The sequence below is a fragment of the Rhodococcus sp. KBW08 genome (assembly GCF_003852455.1).
Classification (GTDB): domain Bacteria; phylum Actinomycetota; class Actinomycetes; order Mycobacteriales; family Mycobacteriaceae; genus Rhodococcus_F; species Rhodococcus_F baikonurensis.
This window is the reverse complement of the sequence record NZ_QAJJ01000021.1, coordinates 59,099-77,725: the sequence shown is the minus strand read 5'-3', so window position 1 is coordinate 77,725 and position 18,627 is coordinate 59,099. Positions and strand designations below refer to the sequence as shown.

Here is an 18,627-nt window from a genome sequence, read left to right as displayed (position 1 = left end):
CGCCGAATGTCGGGTATCCGATCGAAGCACCACTCGCACCGACAGAGCCGAGACGACATGGTCACACAGAACATCGACGAGCACCCGAGCACCGAATCTCGTCCACCGCGTCGTAGATGGGCTGCTCACGCGATCTCCGGGGTCTTGGCCGCGGCTGTCGTCCTGGGCGTCGGTGAACTGGTGGCGCTGCCGATCAACCCCGACGCGTCGCCCTTCTACGCCGTCGGGGCAACGACCGTCGACCGAACCCCGGCCTGGGCTCGCGAGTTCGCGATCGACACCTTCGGCACCAACGACAAGCCGGCGCTGTTCATCGGAATGTCGATTTTGATCGTTCTGCTCGGTGCGGTGGCCGGGCTGTTGGAACGGCGGCGCCGCCCGATCGGCAGTGTCATCCTTGTTCTTCTGGGCGCGGTTGGTGTGTATGCGGCGATGCAGCGCCCGACTGCCGATGCGATGTACGTGTTCCCGACACTGGTCGGTGTGGTGGCGGGTGTCGCGACTCTGCGGTTGCTGATCACGCAACTGGAGGTGCCGCTCTCGCCGGGCGTCGCCGACTCGTGGTTGCCTCGTCGTCAGTTCCTTCTGCTGGCAGGTGCGGCGTTGGCAGTGGCTGCGGCCGCGGGTGCCGCCGGGAAGTTCGTGGGGCAGAGAATCGCTGGAGCAGTCGCGAATCGTGAAGATTTTGTCGTGCCCACCGCCGCTGACCCGGCGCCGCCGATTCCGGCGGGTGCGGACATCGGGATTGCGGGTGCGTCGACGTACATCACGCCCAACGACGACTTCTATCGCATCGACACCGCTCTCCTCGTTCCGCAATTGACGACGGACTCATGGGAACTGCGGATTCACGGCATGGTCGACCGCGAGATGACGTTGTCGTTCGACGACCTGGTGGCGCGAACGCCCATCGAGCGGGTGATCACGCTGACGTGTGTTTCCAACGAGGTGGGTGGTGTCCTGGCTGGGAACGCGAAGTGGATCGGTTATCCCATGAAGGACCTGCTCGACGAAGTCGGTGTCCATCCCGACGCGGACATGCTTCTCTCGACCAGCGTCGACGGCTTCACAGTCGGCACTCCCGTCGAGATAGTCACCGATGGTCGTGACGCGATTCTCGCCGTGGCGATGAACGGTGAGCCGTTGCCGTTCGAGCACGGTTACCCCGTTCGGCAGGTGGTTCCCGGCCTGTACGGTTTCGTCTCCGCCACCAAGTGGGTGACGGAGTGGGAACTCACGCGTTTCGACAAGGTCGAGGCCTATTGGACCCAGCGCGGTTGGGGTGCGCAGGCACCGATCAAGACGTCGTCGCGTATCGAGGTGCCGGCCGCTTTGGCGCCGATCGAGCCGGGCCAGGTGTTGGTGGCGGGAACGGCCTGGGCGCAGCATCGCGGGATCGAGAAGGTCGAGGTTCGCGTCGACAACGGCGAATGGCAACCGGCGACACTGGCGCAGGAGTACTCGATCGACACCTGGCGGCAATGGTCGTGGATGTGGGATGCAGGCTCAGGTTTGCACACCGTGCAGGTCAGGGCGACGGATTTGGACGGGAACATTCAGGTGGAAGAGCGCACTCCGCCGATTCCCGGTGGCGCCACGGGATGGCATACGAGGTCGTTCACGGTGAAGTGACAGGTAGATCCGAATTGGATTCGGTATACAGGCGGATGACGCACTGGGCCATCCATCCGGCGATCAGGGTTCTCAGGCCGAAGTCGAAGGTGTCGTCGGTTCGCAGTGGGGTCGTGGCCTCACGGGTGATCTCGCTCGGGTTCGAGGATTGAGTCCACGCGACATCCGGCGTCGACAGCTTGACGACTGATCCGAGGACCAAACTGTCCAGCGTGGAAATTGCGTGACGAGTGTCGATCGGATCGAACCCGCCATCCGAAAATGCTTGGACCAGTGCGGTATCGATGTCGAAAGTCGCCTCGGTGCGGACGCTTCGCGTCATGAGCAGCGGGATGAGACGCCAATGCTCGACCGCAGCTCGGCGATAGGCCCACCCCCACGCGCTGACCCGCTCGCTCCATCCTGCGGGTGGTTGCGGGACCGCGATCGACGACATCACGCGGATGCGCATGAGTTCGACGATCTCGGATCGACCCGAAACGTGTGTGTAGAGCGAAGACGGAGTCACGTTCAATTGCTTGGCGATTCCGGGCATGGTGAAGTCACCGGTCGCGTCGACAGCATCCAGGGCCGCGTCGGTGATGTTGCCCGTGGACAGTATCGGCTGGGTGGGGCGCGGCATCGATTCTCCTGGTGAGGGATTCGTCGGCAATCTCGGACTCGATCGATTGATGACAACTCCTTGATTTCAGGAGCCGACATGCATCATACTAACCGAACCCTATTCGGTATGTCGGCGGATTCTTCCGGCGATCGGTACACGTCGGAGGAACATTCAATATGTCTGTCGTATGGCTGACCGGTGCAACGATCATCGACGGTACGGGAGCCGAACCGATCGAGAACTGTGCTGTTGCTGTGGAAAGCGGACGCATCAGTGCGATCGGTGGCACGCCGCCCGAGGGGGTAGAGGTGTTGGACTGCACCGGGTTGACGATCACGCCCGGACTGATCGACGCACACGTTCATCTCGGTGGATCGAGTGATCTCGCCCCGAGCCTGCGGCGTCAGATATCGGTAGCCGAACTGGCCGCAGACATGTTCGCGACCTGCGCGTCTACTCTCGACGGGGGATTCACCACGGTTCGTGACTGCGGCGGAATCGACGGTGGACTCGCCGGAGTTGTCGCCTCGGGCAAGATTCCGGGGCCGCGGATCATTCAGTGTGGCCCGATCCAATGCCAGACCGGCGGACACGGACACCTGGCGGCCGAGTGGGAGCCGACTTCGGACTGGTCCGATCACGACATCCCCGGATTGCGTTGTATGTCTCTGCTTTCCGACGGCCCGCACGAAATGCGAAAGAACGTTCGTGAGACGTTCCGCAGAGGTGCCGACTTCCTCAAACTGTGCGTCACCGGGGGAGTGGTATCCACTCATGACAAGCTCACCGACACGCAGTTCACGGTCGACGAGATCGGAGTTGCCGTCGAGGAAGCCAATGCGCGCGGTACGTATGTCACGGTGCACGCTCACAACAACGAGGGAATCCGGAACGCGGTTACCGCCGGCGCGAAATGCGTCGAGCACGGTTCCGACATCGACGACGAGACGGCCAAGTTGATGGCCGAGCACGACGTCGCTTTGGTACCGACCTTGGCTGTGGTGCAGGCGCTCTCGGACAGCGCGGCGTCAGCGGGTCTACCCGAATCGATTTCGGCGCGCATCGGCCAGATGATGCAGGGGCAGATCGACGGACTCCTCGCCGCTCGAAATGCCGGCGTCAGAGTGGGATTGGGATCGGACCTTATCGGTACCGATCAAACGGGCCGGGGGATGGAGCTTGTCCTGCGCGCCAAGGTCGAAACCCCGATGGACGCATTGGTTTCCGCTACCCGGATCAACGCCGACATTCTCGGCATCGCCGACGAGGTCGGCACCATCGAAGTCGGCAAGTTCGCCGACCTCGTTGCCTTCCGCGGCAATCCGTTGACGGATCCGTCCATCTTCGCTGATCGTGAGCGCATCGCACTCGTCATTCAGAGCGGTCGAGTGGTGAAGGACGGCCGGTAGCTCAACAGCGAGTGGCGAGTTCTGTCAACGCCGAGTGATCCGCCCGGCTGACCGGTAAGCCATAGGAAATCGCGACGGTCAAGTACTTGCCCGCGTAGAAACATCGGTACGCAGGATTGGGCGGCAACCAGTCGCTGGGCGTGCTGTCGCCTTTCGACTGGTTGTCGGGGCCGTTGACGGCCAACAGGTTCAGTGACGTGTCGTTCGCGAACCTCATCCGAAGCTCGGGCGTCCAGGAGTTCGCGCCGAAGTCCCAGGCCGCGGCGAGTGGGAAGACGTGGTCGATCTGGACGGACTTGGCCCGGCTTCGTTCGAATTCGACGCGGTCACCGGAGTACGGGTCGGTCATCACGCCGGACAATACGAGGCAGTCACGTGTTCCCGGTTTGAACACCACGTCCGATAGATCGTGGGCCAGAACGTTGTTGCGGGTATCGCACCCGTCGTGGCCACCTGGTGCGTCCTGGTCGTCGGACCACGCGGGGCCGAATACGCAGGCCTCGCCGTTACCGCAGCCGCGCTCGTATCCACCCGGATGTGGTCGGTTGTCGACGACCGCGGTCCGGGACAGGAGCTCCTCCAGTTCCGATCGAGTCGGGCTGCCCGTGGCAGAATCGAGACGCGCGTTCCCGAACCATCCGCAGGACGCGACGAGACATACGAGCACGAGCGTTGCAAGGATCGCAGTTAACCGTGCAACCACCTGTGCCCCCGCCCGTCGTAGACGGTGATTGAACCATCGGCGTCCGACAGAGATCAGCCGAACTCGATCACCACCTTGCCGGCGGCATGGCCGTTTTCGACTGCAGCGAGCGCCTCCCCGGCGCGGGAGAACGGGTAGCGGCCGGACACGGACGGGTCGAGGGTCCCGTCGCTCACGAGCGCCGCGACCTCCGTGAATACTGCTGTGGTCCTTCGGCGTTCGACACGACCGCCGCCGAGTCGGCTCGCCGCCAGGGGATCGGCGATGCTCAGGATGGGCGCACCCGGTCGGGTGAGCGCAGCACCGCGAGCGAGAGTGTCCCCGCCGACAAGGTCGAAAACCGCGTCCACCCCACCTGAGGACAGCGCGGACACCTTGTCTGCGAATCCGTCTCCCGACTCGACCCAGCGTGCTCCCGCGTCCTCGATCGCGGTTCTCTTGGACTCGCTCGCGACACCGATCACGTTGACACCCTGTGCCAATGCAAGCGCGGTGGTGCTGCGGCCGACGCCGCCACCGGCGCCGAGGAGCAGGAGAGTTGCCCCGGGCTTCAGTCCGAGGCCGTGGAGCGCGTCGTAGGCCGTCCCCGCCGCAACCGTCAACACCGCGGCATCCGCCCACGACACGGCAGGCGGCTTGTGTGCTGTCGACGAGACGTTGAGCATGGTCGACTCGGCGTAGCCGCCGAAGCCGGTCGCGGTAGCGCCGAACACTTCGTCGCCGACCTCGAACTCGGTGACCCGCGGACCCACTCCGATGACGACACCGGACACTTCGCGGCCCAGAACCGCAGGCAGCGTCACTGGCACGGTGTCTTTCCGCGTACCAGCGCGAACCTTCCAATCGGCTGGATTGACGCCCGCAGCTCGGACCGACACCAGCAGTTGTCCCGCACCGGGAGGTGGGAGGGTGACGTCGAAGTAGGACTGTGTGTCGGGGCCGCCGTACTCGGTGAAGCCGTATGCCGTCGTCATGCCTGCCAGCCTATTGCCCCGGCATGCCGGAAGGGCGGTCCGGAAGGGTGGTGACGAACAGCGGTGTCGGTGGCACCTGATTGGATGGTCGGATGCTGCATGGACTCTGGTCACCGGGATCGGGGCTCAAACTGTGGGTCGACGGGCACGACGGTGCCGGGACCGACGATCCCCGTGATCCGGTCAGTGCTGTCCTGCACCGCAAGTTCCGTCATCGTGTCAACGTCCCCATGCCGCCTGTGCCTGGCGGGCCTTTGCAGAGTGAGTACGCAGCCGTTGCGTTGGCACCGCCGGACGCGGTCGATCTCCTGTTGCGGTTCAAGGCTGATGACCAGCGAATCGCGGGCGACCTGCATTTTCTCGTGCACGTGGCGCGAGGGATCGACCGTTGGGTTCGTGCCGGGCGGGTGGTGCCGGCGCTGACGCGGGCCGAAGGAAGTTGGTGGCCACGCTGGCAGTTGTCGGTGGGGGAACGTCAGCGCGCGTGGATCGGTGAACTGGTCGTGGCCATGCCACCGGTACAGCGGGCCGTCGGCTCGCCGAGGGCGATGATCGAAGACATCACCAACGAACTCACGGACCCGATCGTCCGCCGTGTTCTCGGTGGCTCGGTGCCGGCGATGCAGACCTCGCTCTGGCAGGCCGTGTTGTCCGGGGACCCTTTCGACGACGTGTCGGTACGAGCGGCCGAGGGACTCGCCGAATGGGGATCCACGTTCACCGCCGGAGAGCCGGACCTGGTTCTGCGGCTGATCGAGCCGGAACTCGACGACAATTCCGATCCGGACGACGATGCGCTGTGGCGTCTGCAGGTGTGCCTGCGTCCCGAAGGCGAAGCGCCCGAGCGTGTTCGACTGCACCGGGCCGACCCTAAACGCATCCAGCTCGGCAGTCGGAAGCTCGAAGAGGCGATCAAGGCGTACCCACGTTTTCGCGACGTGCCGCGCGACGAAGACAGTCTCGATCTGTTGCTGCCCACGCCGGTCGTGATGGACCTGGTCGGACACGGCGCGATTGTCTTGCGAGAGCGGGGAATCACGCTGCTGCTTCCCCGCGCCTGGAACGTGGTGTCTCCTTCGCTGCGTGTGCGGGTGACCTCGGCGTCGTCTCCGATCGTTGCGGAGAATCGCACGGTCGGTATGGATCAATTGCTGGAATACGATTGGGAATTGGCGCTCGGAGACAAGGTGCTCACCGCCGAGGAAATGACCCGACTCGTCGACGCGAAGTCCGATCTGGTCCAGTTGCGCGGCGAGTGGGTGCAGGCAGACAAAGACGTACTGGCCCGCGCGGCTCGTTTTGTCAGTCAGCGGCATTCGAGCGGGGATCGAGCGATTGTCGATCTGATCAAGGACTTGATCGCCGACGACCTCAAAGACCTACCGGTCGAGGAAGTGAAGGCGACCGGATGGGCCTCCGCACTACTCGACCAGTCGGTGGCACCGCGGCAGGTCGCGGTGCCGTCGACGGTCAACGCGACCTTGCGTCCGTATCAACGACGCGGTCTCGACTGGTTGGCCTACATGAGTGCACTCGGTCTCGGCGCGGTTTTGGCCGACGACATGGGGCTGGGGAAGACGCTGCAATTGTTGGCGTTACTTGCCCACGAGAAGTCCAAGACGGCAACACTTTTGGTGTGTCCGATGTCGGTCGTGGGAAACTGGCAGCGTGAAGCGGCGCGATTTGTGCCGAGCCTGCGCGTCTACGTTCATCACGGTTCGGACCGCGCTACCGGGACGGAGCTTGAACACGCTGTTCGTGAGAGTGATCTGGTGATCACCACCTACGCGCTCATGACCCGCGACGTCGCGGCCCTCAAGGAACTCGACTGGCGGCGCGTAGTGCTCGACGAGGCTCAACACATCAAGAACGCCAAGACATCTCAGGCGAGAGCTGCTCGCAGCATCCCCGCGGATCATCGCGTTGCTCTGACCGGAACGCCGGTGGAGAACCGACTGGACGAGTTGCGGTCCATCCTCGATTTTGCCAATCGCGGTGTACTCGGCTCGGAGCAGATGTTCCGCAAACGGTTTGTCGTACCGATCGAGCGGGAAAAGGATCAACTTGCCGTCTCGCGACTGCGCGCCGTCACGTCCCCCTTTGTGCTGCGGCGCGTGAAGACCGATCCCGCCGTGATCGCGGACCTCCCGGAGAAGTTGGAGATGACGGTTCGAGCGAATCTCAGTGAGGAACAGGCCGCGTTGTACCGCGCGGTGGTGGACGAGATGATGGCGCAGATCAAGGGGACGGAAGGTATGAAGCGCAAGGGTGCCGTCTTGTCTGCGCTGACCAAACTCAAACAGGTATGCAATCATCCGGCGCACTTCCTGCGCGACGGATCGCCGGTGATGCGACGCGGGCAACACCGTTCGGGAAAGCTCGGACTGGTCGAGGACATCGTCGAGTCGGTCATCGGCGACGACGAGAAGGTTCTGTTGTTCACACAGTTTCGTGAGTTCGGCGAGTTGGTGGTGCCGTACCTGGCAGACCGGTTCACCACCGAAGTTCCGTTCCTCCACGGCGGAGTGTCGAAAGCCGGGCGCGACGCCATGGTCGAGGCGTTCCAAGGTGAAGACGGCCCGCCCATCATGGTGCTCTCGCTCAAGGCCGGCGGCACGGGCCTGAATCTCACAGCGGCCAACCATGTGGTTCACCTCGACAGATGGTGGAACCCCGCGGTGGAGAACCAGGCGACGGACCGTGTCTTCCGCATCGGTCAGAGAAAGAACGTTCAGGTCCGCAAGATGGTGTGCGTCGGAACCTTGGAAGAGCGAATCGACACGATGATCGCGAGTAAAAGTGAACTCGCCGAACTTGCAGTCGGGACCGGTGAGAACTGGGTGACGGAGATGAGTGTCGAGCAATTGGACGAGTTGTTGCGACTCGGCGACGACGCGGTGGGCGAATGAGTCCGCGCGGTAAGGGTCCCGATTTCAGCGAGTACACCGGGCCTCGGCGGCGGGCACCCGCGCCGGTCAAGCCTCGTCCAGCGTTCGGGAGGACGTTCTGGGGCAAGGCTTTTGTCCGCGTCGTCGAAGAGATCGGCGACAAACCTCGCGTCACGCGTGGGCGTACGTATGCGCGTTCGGGTCAGGTCTTGGCGCTCGACATCGAACCGGGAGTGGTGACGGCCGAGGTTCAGGGCAGCCAACTTCAGCCGTTCGTTTCCACGCTGTCGATCGACACACTCGATCAATCGGATATCGACGACATCATCACCAAGATCCGCCGAGTGCCGGGAAGCCTTGCCGCACTGGTGTCCGGCACTGTCCCGGACATGCTTGCCGCCCAACTGATACCGGACGGCCCGTCGGCTTTTCGCTTCGACTGCACCTGCCCCGATGTCGGTTGGCCGTGCAAACACGCTGCGGCCGTGGCGTTCTTGACCGCCGAGCGGATCGACACCGATCCGCTGAGGTTGCTGAGACTTCGCGGGGTCGACCTGGAGCAGTTGATCGGGGGAGTGGAAGACGAGTCGACCGTTGCGGTGGACGTCGAGAATTGGTTCGGAATCGCGGCTGCCCTGCCGGCGCTACCGAAGGTGCCTTTTCGTGCGGCGATCGACGATCTGGATATCCGGCGGTTGCGCGAGGCGGTTGCGGCACTGGGATTGGACATGGCTCAGCAGAACGTCGCCTTGGACGAAATACGGTCCATCTACCGACGGTTGGACGGTTGAAATCGGACAACTCCGGACTGGTGCTAGTTTCCTGTCGTGAATTCCAGTATCGTTTATTGGACCGGTCCGGTCGGGACCTGCCTGCGATTTCATATCGTTGGCGAATAGACGACTATTCATTTCTCGGAGGGACAGTCGCTGTGATGCCCGTTCATTTGCGCGACAGCGCAATACCCAAACACGAACAGTTGCGCACCATTCTCCTGCGCAAGTGCACCCAAGAACTCCAGCCTGGCGACTTGATGACCAGTGAGCGAAACCTGATGCAGGACTACGGCGTCAGTCGGATCACCGTTCGCGAGGCCATCGGACAACTGGTAAATGACGGACACCTCGTTCGCGTGCGTGGCAAGGGCACCTTCGTTGCGCACCGTGCCGTCCAGTCCAAGCTGCACCTTGCATCCTTCACCGAGGAAATGCGCGCCCAGGGGCATCACCCCACGACAGTGGTCCTGGTCAGCGAGCAGGGGCCGGTCCCCGAAAGCACTGCTGCCGCACTGAATATGCGACCGGGTTCCGACGGTTACCACGTCAAGCGCTTGCGCCTCGCCGACGGCGAGCCCGTGAGTGTGGACGACGGCTGGTTCAATCCCGAACTGTTGCCGGGTCTACTCGACATGGACTTGACGGGTTCGATCTACCGAGCGACCGCCGACAAGTACGACAAGCCGATCGATCGGGCCGAACAGACGGTCAGTGCAGACGGTGCGAGTACGGAGATCGCGACTCTCCTCGGTACTCGTAAAGGCGCCCCGGTTCTGTACTTCGATCGAGTGTCGTTCAGCGAGATCGCACCGGTCGAGCACACTCGTAGTTGGTACCGATCCGACCGCTACCAGTTGCAGATGGAAGTCCAGGGCCAAGCGCGGCCCAAGACACGCGGCGACCAGTAGCCATCGTTCGAAACGAAAGGGCGGGCACACCTTCCGGTGTGCCCGCCCTTTGTGTTACGCCGACCAGTCGAACAGAGTGTCGCCGGTGGCGACGTCTCCACCGACGGAAGGGGATTCGACGGTGTCCGGTTTGGAATCCATCACGACTACCGGGCAGATCGCCGAGTAACCGGTCGTGTCGATGTGCGCTGGATCGAAGCTGACGACGGGATCACCGGCATTGACGGTGTCACCCTCGGCGGCGATGAGGGTGAATCCGTCGCCTTCGAGTTTGACCGTGTCGATGCCGATGTGGACCAGCACGCCCGTGGCCTTCTCGCCGAAGATCACAAATGCGTGAGGGTGAAGTTTCAGGATCTTCCCGCTGATCGGCGCCACGACCGTGAGCGGGCCCTGACCGCGAGCGGGTTCGATCGCGACGCCCGAGCCGACCATCTGCTGAGCGAACACCGGGTCCGGTACGTCGGCAAGTGCGACGACCCGGCCGGGCAGCGGGGCGAGGACGACCGTCACAGGATGTCCTCGATGTCCTCGGCAAGGGTGTCGGCCTCGGGCCCGACGATGACCTGGACAACCGTTCCGGCCTTGAGTACGCCGTGTGCGCCGGCAGCCTTGAGAGCGGACTCGTTCACCTTCGCTCCGTCCTTGACCTCGGTACGCAGGCGGGTGATGCAAGCCTCGATCTCGACGATGTTCTCTGCGCCGCCGAGGCCCTTGATGATTGCTTCCGCTTTCGACATTTGCTGCTCCTGATTGTCGGGTTGGTCGTGATCGTTGAACGGTCGTACAGGTGGGCTGACTAGTTGCTGGTCAAGGCTATCCCGGTTACGTATGTCACATTTGGGTGTTGACAACTCGCCTCCACCAGGTAAAACTACAACTGGTTATGACCGGACAGTACCCGTTGGAAGTCCGGCTCCACAACAGTTTCGACAAAACGGTTTTGCCCTCACTTGCGAGCAAGAACCGTGACCTGCATTTTCACGAAACCTGCACGTGTACGACACCCGAATTTCCAGAACCAGCGGCCGATCGCGACGCGGCCCGGCGAACGAAGAAGGTCCTTGATGACTCTCGAAGACACCCCGAAGAAGGAATCGAAAGTGTTCGCCGGGGTTCAACGCCTCGGCCGAAGCTTGATGCTTCCGATCGCCGTTCTGCCGGCTGCGGGAATCTTGCTCCGCCTCGGCCAGGACGATCTGCTCGGGCGATTCAGTTCGATGCACAGCGCTGCGGCAGTGATCTCTGCGGCAGGACAAGCAGTCTTCACGTGGCTGCCGCTGATCTTCGCGGTCGGTATCGCGATCGGCTGGGCCAAGAAGGCCGACGGCTCGACTGCCTTGGCCGCCGTCGTCGGCTACATGGTGATCGACGGTGTGTTCAAGGCGATGTCGCCGATCGTCCTCGAAGGGAAGACGGACCCGAACGGGGATCAATCCCTGATCAACTACGGTGTGCTCGCCGGCATCGTGATGGGCTTGCTGTCGGCGATCTTGTGGCAGCGATTCTATCGAACAAAACTTCCCGATTATCTCGGATTCTTCAACGGGCGCAGGCTCGTTCCCATTCTGACAGCGATCACCGGTCTTGTCGTCGGTGTCCTGATGGCATTCGTGTACCCCTTGTTCAACTCCGGCCTCAACTGGGTCGGTGAAGCAGTTGCTTCCAATACCGTTGTGGGCGGCGGCATTTACGGCGCAGCGAACCGTCTCCTGATCCCCACCGGCTTGCACCACATCTTGAACTCCGCCGTGTGGTTCCTGATCGGCGACTACCAGGACGCGAGCGGTCAGATCGTTCGCGGTGACCTCAACCGGTTCTTCGCCGGTGACCCCTCCGCCGGTACGTTCATGACCGGCTTCTTCCCGATCATGATGTTCGCCCTCCCCGCTGCGGCCTTCGCAATCTGGCGCAACGCCAAGCCTTCTCAGAAGAAGCTCGTCGGCGGCATCATGCTCTCCACCGGCCTGACCGCCTTCCTCACCGGTATCACCGAGCCGCTCGAATTCTCCTTCATGTTCGTCGCGTGGCCCCTGTACGTCATCCACTCGCTCCTGACCGGAACGTCGATGGCCTTGGTCAATGCGCTGGGGATTCACGACGGATTCACGTTCTCCGCAGGCTTCTTCGACTACGTGTTGAACTTCGGCAAGGCAACCAACGCATGGATGTTGATCCCGATCGGACTCGGCTACGCCGTGATCTACTACTTCCTTTTCAGCTTCGTCATCAAGAAGTGGAATCTGCGCACGCCGGGACGAGAAGAAGAGGTCGAGGTGGCCGCAGGTGAGCCCGACCCCGCGCTGCTCGAGGCCGAACTGGCGCTGGCTGCCGAAGGTGACAGCCGCACCGACGCCCCGCTCGTCGCCGAACTGGAAAACAAGCTCGACAAGGAACTGGAAGGACGCTGAACATGGCGATCGCAACCACGACAATCGGATCCCGCGTCGGACTCCACGCACGACCCGCAGCGCTCTTCGCGCGCGCCGCAGCCGATCTACCGGTAGACGTCACCATTGCGCTCGGCGACGGCGAACCCGTCGATGCCTCCAGCATGTTGTCTGTCATGACTCTCGGTGCCGCATTCGGGGATTCGGTGACCTTGCGTGCCGACGGTGACGGCGCCGATGCTGCGCTCGGTTCGCTCGCAGAGCTTCTCGCATCCGAACTGGACGAAGCCTGATGACGGCGAGTGTGGACAACCGCATCGCGGGTATCGGAGTGAGCGCGGGTTCGGTCTGTGCGCCGTGGTTGCGATTCTCCACGCCTGAGCCGACCTCTGCGTCGGACCCGATCACGGGCAGCCCCGAGGCGGAGCTGATCAGGATCCGTGAGGCACTGGACGCCGTCGCGGAGGAACTGCTCTCGCGTGCAAAGACAGTCGAGGGCGTCTCCGCGGAGATTCTGACGACGTCGGCTGCGATGGCGCGCGATGCAGGCATCGTGAAGGCGGCCAAGGCGAACCTGGAATCCGGGCTGCCGACCGCCCACGCCGTCGCAGTTGCCTTCGACGCATTCTGCGAAAAGCTCACGGCGCTCGGCGGGTACATGGCCGAACGGTCAACCGATCTGCGCGATCTCGGGCAGCGAGCCGTAGCCGTTCTTCGAGGGGAGCCGATGCCCGGAATCCCCACCCCCGGTTACCCGTACATCCTGGTGGCGCGCGACCTCGCGCCGGCGGATACAGCGACGCTGGGCAACAGTGACGTGGTCGGACTGTTGACTTCGGAAGGAGGTCCGACCAGCCATACGGCGATCTTGGCGAAGTCGCTCGGAATCCCGGCCGTGGTCAACTGCTCGGGAACCGATCAGCTGACGGAGGGGAAACTCCTCATCCTCGACGGCACCACCGGGACGGTCACCATCGATCCCTCGGCAGAAATGCGCGAGCGCGCTGTCCTCGAAGCATCGTTCGTGGCAGAGCAGTCGGCTTCGGCACATGGCCCAGGACGCTTGCGTGACGGGTTCGCGGTGAGGTTGTCGGCCAACATCGGAACCCTCGAGGACGCTGCGCGGGCCGGGGCGGCCGATTGTGAGGGCGTCGGATTGTTCCGTACGGAATTCTCGTACCTCGGGCGCCACGACGCACCTTCGGTGGAGGAGCAAGCACAGACATACGCGTCGGTGCTCGGGCACTTCGCCGGCGAGAAGGTAGTGGTCCGCACTCTCGATTCGGGTTCGGACAAGCCGTTGCCGTTTCTCGATCTCGGGGTCGAGGAGAACCCGGCCCTTGGTATCCGCGGGCTCCGTGTCGGCACGGTCTATCCCGACACGCTCATCAGTCAGCTCGACGCTCTTGCTGCCGCAGGAAACGCGTCTGGCGCCGAGTTGTGGGTCATGGCGCCGATGGTGGCCACGGCCGACGAAGCGAAAGACTTTGCAGAACTTGCGCGTTCGCGGGGGATCGGCAAGGTGGGAGCGATGATCGAGATTCCGGCCGCAGCTTTGCGGGCGAGGGACCTCCTGCAGCATCTCGATTTCGTCAGTATCGGCACCAATGATCTGAGCCAGTACACCTGCGCGGTGGATCGTATGGCCGGGAGCTTGGCGCAATTACTCGATCCGTGGCAACCGGCGGTCCTCGATCTGATCGCGATGGTCGGTCAGGCGGGCGCCGACGCCGGGAAACCGGTCGGTGTGTGCGGTGAATCCGCGTCGGATCCGCTGTTGGCGCCGGTTCTGGTCGGTTTGGGCATCACGAGCCTGTCGATGTCGGTCCCCGCGTTGGGTGCCGTTCGCGCGCAACTGGCCTCTCTCGACCTGGCGGTGTGCAAGGACATGGCCGCGGCGGCACGGGGCGCGCGAAACCCGATCGAGGGTAGAGCGGCCGTCGCCCGGATTCGCGAGTCCGTATGAGTACGCCAGGCTCGGCCGCTGTAGGCGATCCGATCGTGTTGCGGGGAACGGTGATCGGCTCTCCGATCGGGAAGATTCACGACGGGGTTGTCGTCGTGGACGGCGAGAAGATCAGCTGGATCGGCTCGGCTGCGGACTACGTGGCGTCCGCACCGGTCGTGGCTATTCCGGATCGGACCGACGCTGTGATCATGCCTGGGCTGATCGATGTACACAGTCACGGCGCAGCGGGTGCCGGTTTCCCGAACACCGACGCCGAGGGAGCGAGTCGCGCGGCGGCGCACCATTGCGAGCACGGCACGACCGGGATGTTGGCCAGCCTTGTTTCCGCGCCGCGCGCAGATCTGGTGCGACAAGCAACGATGCTCGCCGATCTGGTCGAACGCGGAGAACTTCTGGGTATTCACCTCGAGGGGCCGTTCATCAACGGCGTCCGCTGCGGTGCCCAGGATCCGGCGGCGATCATTCCCGGCGATCCGGTTCTGCTCGAAGCCGTGTGTGACGCCGCACGGGGGACCGTACGGTCCATGACTCTGGCGCCCGAGACCGAGAACTTCGAAGAGTTGCTCGCGATCATGCGTCATCGCAACATCGTGCCGAGTTTCGGTCACACGGATGCGGATGCGGCAACGACGTCGGCGCGCATCGGTGCTGCGGTGCAGGGGGATTGGGCCGGTCAGATCAGCGCGACCCACCTTTTCAACGGGATGCCGCCGCTGCACCATCGATCACCGGGGCCCGTCTCAGCGTGCCTGGCGGCTGCCGCGAGAGGCGAGATGGTGGTGGAACTGATCGCAGACGGTGTGCATCTTGCACCCGAGACCGTGTCGATGGTCTTCGACGCTGTCGGCCCGGACCAGATCGCCTTGGTCAGTGATTCCATGGCCGCTGCCGGAATGGACGACGGCGACTACCAACTTGGTGCCCTCGACGTCACGGTTCACGGGGGAGTCGCACGGCTCGCGACAATCGACGGCTCTGCCGGCGCGATCGCAGGAGGGACCGCGAGGCTGCTCGACGTACTGCGCAGCACCGTCTTCGACGGCGGGGTTGCGATGGAAGACGCTGTTGCAGCGGCAACTCGGAGCCCAGCGCGGTTGCTGGGGCTTGGCGACCTGATCGGAACGCTGGCCGCGGGCTGCCGAGCCGACATCCTGGTCACCGATCGTCAATTGCGCCTGGGGCGTGTGCTACTCGGCGGAAAAGCCGCCGGAAAGGAACAATCATGGAAATCGTAATTCAGCCGACACCCGCGGAGGTCGACTCGACCGTCGCGGACATCGTCGAAGGATATGTCAGAGCCGGGGCGACGACGCTTGGGCTTGCAACGGGGTCGTCGCCGATCGGAACCTATCGTGAATTGGCAGCGCGGCATCGCGACGCCGAACTCGACTTCTCGCTGGCCCGGGCATTCCTGCTCGACGAGTACCTCGGATTGCCGAAACGCCATCCGCAGTCGTACTACTCGGTGATTCGGTCGGAGTTCGTCGATCACGTCAACCTGGATCCGGCGATGGTGTCCAGCCCCAACGGTGAAGCGCCGTGCCCGGAGCAGGAGATCGCCCGGTACGACCAGAGCATCGCGGCGGCCGGGGGAGTGGACGTGCAGTTGCTCGGCATCGGTACCGACGGCCACATCGGCTTCAACGAGCCCGGATCGTCGTTGACCTCGAGAACCCGCGTGAAGACGCTGACCGAGCAGACCCGGATCGACAACGCACGCTTCTTCGACGGTGTGGACGACGTCCCACACCACGTGCTTACCCAAGGGCTCGGAACCATCAGCGATGCACGGCATCTGGTGATGATCGCGACCGGCGAAGGCAAGGCCGATGCGATCGCTGCCGCCGTCGAGGGGCCGTTGTCCGCGTTCTGCCCGGCCTCGGTGATGCAATTGCATCGCCATGTCACCGTCGTCATCGACGAAGCTGCGGCCAGCTCGCTCAAACTTGCCGACTACTACCGGTATGCGCTCGAACACAAGCCGTCGTGGCAGTCCTTCTGACATGGCGGTTCTGGAGCTGGCTGTGCAGGACGTGCGGGGGGCGAGGATCGCGCGTTCGGTAGGAGCGACTCGAGTCGAGTTGTGTGCGGCACTCGGCCCGACGGGGGGATTGACGCCCAGCATCGGAGTGATCGAGGCTGCGTCGGAAGTGGGGATTGCGGTTCACCCGTTGATCCGTCCGCGCGCCGGAGGTTTCGTGTTCTCACCCGACGAAGTGTGGGTGATGGAGCACGACGTACGTGCTGCCGTGGCCGGAGGAGCTTCCGGCGTCGTGATCGGCGCACTGACAGAAGACAATACGATCGACACCGTCGTGCTGCGTCGCATCATCGGATGCATGGACCGTGCGCGGGTCGAGGTGACAGTGCATCGTGCGATGGACGTGGTGGCCGACCGTCTGACCGCGCTGGACGAACTGATCGACTTGGGCGTGACCCGCGTGCTGACGTCCGGGGGTGCGGATACCTGCAGTCAGGGGCTCGACGAGATCGGTCGAATGGTCGAACATGCCGCGGGCCGGATCCAGATCATGGCCGGTGGCGGAATCACCGTCGACGACATCCCGGCTATCGCTGCCGTCGGCGTCGATGCGGTGCATCTCTCGGCACGCAAGGTCGTCGCGGTGTCCGGCGGCCCTGGCGGGGGATCGGATGGCTACGACGTCACCGATGCCGACGTCGCGCAGGATGCGGCGTCAGCGCTCCGCGCTGTGAGTGCTTAGAGAGCCCTGGGACTCCTTAGCCACTCACGGCCGTTCGGCTCTAGACATACATGGACATCCAACTATAGGATGGTAGACATATTCACTGCTGCCTCCTGGGCGGTCCATACGAGCAAGGAACGGGTTAGCACAATGGTTGAAAATGCGACGGTTCACGAGTTGACGCACTTCGTCGGTGGCAAGCGTGTTCCCGGGACATCTGATCGATTTGCGGACGTGTTCGATCCCAACACCGGCAAGGTGCAGGCCCGCGTCCCCCTCGCGAGCAAGGCCGAGACCGAAGTCATCATCGCCAATGCCGAAGAGGCGCAGCTGGTGTGGGCGGCGTTCAACCCGCAGAAGCGCGCCCGTGTGCTGATGAAGTTCCTCCAGCTCGCTCAGGCCGAGATGGATTCTCTGGCGCGCCTCCTTTCGTCCGAGCACGGCAAGACCGTCGCCGACGCCAAGGGTGACATTCAGCGTGGCCTCGAGGTCATCGAATTCGCCGTCGGCGCTCCGCACCTGCTCAAGGGCGAATTCACCGAGAGTGCCGGCACCGGCATCGACGTGTACTCCATGCGTCAGCCGCTCGGCGTCGTCGCCGGCATCACGCCCTTCAACTTCCCGGCGATGATCCCGCTGTGGAAGGCCGGCCCCGCCCTCGCCGCCGGTAACGCCTTCATCCTCAAGCCCTCCGAGCGTGACCCCTCCGTCCCGCTGCGTCTGGCTGAACTGTTCCTCGAAGCCGGCCTGCCCGCGGGCGTGTTCAACGTCGTCAACGGTGACAAGGAAGTTGTCGACGTCCTGCTCACCGACGATCGCATCAAGGCTGTCGGCTTCGTCGGCTCCACGCCGATCGCTCAGTACATCTACGAGACGGCCGCAGCTCATGGCAAGCGCGCACAGTGCTTCGGTGGCGCCAAGAACCACGCGATCGTCATGCCGGACGCCGACCTCGACGAGGTTGCCGACGCCCTGATCGGTGCAGGCTACGGCAGCGCCGGTGAGCGTTGCATGGCCATCTCGGTTGCCGTTCCCGTCGGCGAGGAGACCGCGGACGCTCTTGTCGCGAAGCTGAAGGAGCGCGTAGCGAAGCTCAAGATCGGTCGCAGTGACGACGAAGGTGTCGATTTCGGCCCGCTCGTTTGCCAGGATGCCCTCGACCGCGTCAACAACTACGTGCAGATCGGCATCGACGAGGGCGCAACGGCAGTCGTCGACGGCCGCGGCTTCACTCTCGAAGGCCATGAAGGCGGATTCTTCGCCGGCGCAACCCTGTTCGACAACGTCACCTCGGACATGCGCATCTACAAGGAAGAGATCTTCGGACCCGTCCTTCAGGTGGTCCGCGCTGCCGATTACGAAGAGGCGCTGCGTCTTCCGACCGAACACGAGTACGGTAACGGTGTCTCCATCTTCACCCGCGACGGCGACACCGCACGTGACTTCACCGCTCGCGTCAACGTCGGCATGGTCGGCGTCAACGTGCCGATCCCGGTCCCGATCGCCTACCACACCTTCGGTGGCTGGAAGCGCTCCGGATTCGGTGACCTGAACCAGCACGGTCCCGACTCCTTCCGCTTCTACACCAAGACCAAGACCGTGACGCAGCGCTGGCCTTCCGGCAAGAAGGAAGAGACCAACCACTTCGTCATCCCCACGATGAACTGAT

General features: G+C 63.5%; 17 protein-coding genes. 12 read left to right on the top strand and 5 right to left on the bottom strand.

From position 1 onward, the window contains the following. The first annotated feature begins 57 nt into the window (after positions 1–57). The gene (locus DBV08_RS27445) at positions 58–1,632 is read left to right on the top strand and encodes a molybdopterin-dependent oxidoreductase (protein WP_124569497.1); all 1,575 of its coding nucleotides are present in this window, start codon (positions 58–60) and stop codon (positions 1,630–1,632) included. Here DBV08_RS27445 and DBV08_RS27440 read toward each other — a convergent pair. Further along, positions 1,619–2,254 carry a TetR/AcrR family transcriptional regulator C-terminal domain-containing protein gene (locus DBV08_RS27440; protein WP_124569496.1) on the bottom strand — a complete coding sequence of 212 codons (636 nt, stop codon included), beginning with the start codon at positions 2,252–2,254 and terminating at the stop codon, positions 1,619–1,621. The genes DBV08_RS27445 and DBV08_RS27440 overlap by 14 nt on opposite strands. A 158-nt stretch (positions 2,255–2,412) precedes the next feature. On the opposite strand from DBV08_RS27440, the gene DBV08_RS27435 reads away from it, so the two are divergent. Beyond that, positions 2,413–3,645: an amidohydrolase family protein gene (locus DBV08_RS27435; RefSeq protein WP_124569495.1), complete on the top strand. Its 1,233-nt coding sequence runs from the start codon at positions 2,413–2,415 to the stop codon at positions 3,643–3,645. Position 3,646: 1 nt separating this feature from the next. On the opposite strand, the gene DBV08_RS27430 is transcribed toward DBV08_RS27435, so the two are convergent. Together DBV08_RS27430 and DBV08_RS27425 are read right to left on the bottom strand one after the other, a co-directional pair. Next, a complete protein-coding gene (locus tag DBV08_RS27430; protein ID WP_124569494.1) occupies positions 3,647–4,348 on the bottom strand; it encodes an HNH endonuclease family protein in 702 nt (233 codons plus the stop codon). A 53-nt stretch (positions 4,349–4,401) separates the two neighbouring features. Continuing rightward, on the bottom strand, positions 4,402–5,322 hold the full coding sequence (locus DBV08_RS27425) for an NADP-dependent oxidoreductase (RefSeq protein ID WP_124569493.1): 921 nt from the start codon (positions 5,320–5,322) through the stop codon (positions 4,402–4,404). 92 nt (positions 5,323–5,414) lie between these two features. On the opposite strand from DBV08_RS27425, the gene DBV08_RS27420 reads away from it, so the two are divergent. The 3 genes from DBV08_RS27420 to DBV08_RS27410 all read left to right on the top strand — a co-directional run bounded on the left by DBV08_RS27420 (position 5,415) and on the right by DBV08_RS27410 (position 9,894). Beyond that, positions 5,415–8,231: a DEAD/DEAH box helicase gene (locus DBV08_RS27420; protein WP_124569492.1), complete on the top strand. Its 2,817-nt coding sequence runs from the start codon at positions 5,415–5,417 to the stop codon at positions 8,229–8,231. After that, positions 8,228–9,001, top strand: coding sequence for an SWIM zinc finger family protein (locus DBV08_RS27415; protein ID WP_124569491.1), 774 nt, complete (start codon positions 8,228–8,230; stop codon positions 8,999–9,001). Before DBV08_RS27420 ends, DBV08_RS27415 begins: the two co-directional genes overlap by 4 nt. A gap of 143 nt (positions 9,002–9,144) precedes the next feature. After that, the gene (locus tag DBV08_RS27410; RefSeq protein ID WP_095971570.1) at positions 9,145–9,894 is read left to right on the top strand and encodes a GntR family transcriptional regulator; all 750 of its coding nucleotides are present in this window, start codon (positions 9,145–9,147) and stop codon (positions 9,892–9,894) included. Positions 9,895–9,948: 54 nt separating this feature from the next. Here DBV08_RS27410 and DBV08_RS27405 read toward each other — a convergent pair whose 3' ends face one another. Beyond that, positions 9,949–10,407: a glucose PTS transporter subunit IIA gene (locus DBV08_RS27405; RefSeq protein WP_003941386.1), complete on the bottom strand. Its 459-nt coding sequence runs from the start codon at positions 10,405–10,407 to the stop codon at positions 9,949–9,951. Continuing rightward, positions 10,404–10,634 carry a glucose PTS transporter subunit EIIB gene (locus tag DBV08_RS27400; protein ID WP_003941324.1) on the bottom strand — a complete coding sequence of 77 codons (231 nt, stop codon included), beginning with the start codon at positions 10,632–10,634 and terminating at the stop codon, positions 10,404–10,406. Before DBV08_RS27400 ends, DBV08_RS27405 begins: the two co-directional genes overlap by 4 nt. A 327-nt stretch (positions 10,635–10,961) precedes the next feature. On the opposite strand from DBV08_RS27400, the gene DBV08_RS27395 reads away from it, so the two are divergent. From DBV08_RS27395 to DBV08_RS27365, 7 genes are all read left to right on the top strand, one after another. Further along, a complete protein-coding gene (locus tag DBV08_RS27395) occupies positions 10,962–12,305 on the top strand; it encodes a PTS transporter subunit EIIC (protein ID WP_003941307.1) in 1,344 nt (447 codons plus the stop codon). A 2-nt stretch (positions 12,306–12,307) separates the two neighbouring features. Next, entirely contained in the window at positions 12,308–12,577 is a 270-nt protein-coding gene (locus DBV08_RS27390) for an HPr family phosphocarrier protein (RefSeq protein WP_095971572.1), read from the top strand. Further along, a complete protein-coding gene (gene ptsP / locus DBV08_RS27385) occupies positions 12,577–14,250 on the top strand; it encodes a phosphoenolpyruvate--protein phosphotransferase (protein WP_124569490.1) in 1,674 nt (557 codons plus the stop codon). Before DBV08_RS27390 ends, ptsP begins: the two co-directional genes overlap by 1 nt. Continuing rightward, entirely contained in the window at positions 14,247–15,488 is a 1,242-nt protein-coding gene (locus DBV08_RS27380) for an N-acetylglucosamine-6-phosphate deacetylase (protein WP_124569489.1), read from the top strand. Before ptsP ends, DBV08_RS27380 begins: the two co-directional genes overlap by 4 nt. Then, the gene (nagB, locus tag DBV08_RS27375) at positions 15,476–16,255 is read left to right on the top strand and encodes a glucosamine-6-phosphate deaminase (RefSeq protein ID WP_007726140.1); all 780 of its coding nucleotides are present in this window, start codon (positions 15,476–15,478) and stop codon (positions 16,253–16,255) included. Before DBV08_RS27380 ends, nagB begins: the two co-directional genes overlap by 13 nt. Before the next feature lies 1 nt (position 16,256). Then, the gene (locus DBV08_RS27370; RefSeq protein WP_124569488.1) at positions 16,257–16,976 is read left to right on the top strand and encodes a copper homeostasis protein CutC; all 720 of its coding nucleotides are present in this window, start codon (positions 16,257–16,259) and stop codon (positions 16,974–16,976) included. Between the two features lie 132 nt (positions 16,977–17,108). Further along, positions 17,109–18,626, top strand: a complete 1,518-nt coding sequence (locus DBV08_RS27365; protein WP_124569487.1) for a CoA-acylating methylmalonate-semialdehyde dehydrogenase — start codon at positions 17,109–17,111, stop codon at positions 18,624–18,626. The last annotated feature ends 1 nt before the right edge of the window (position 18,627 follow it).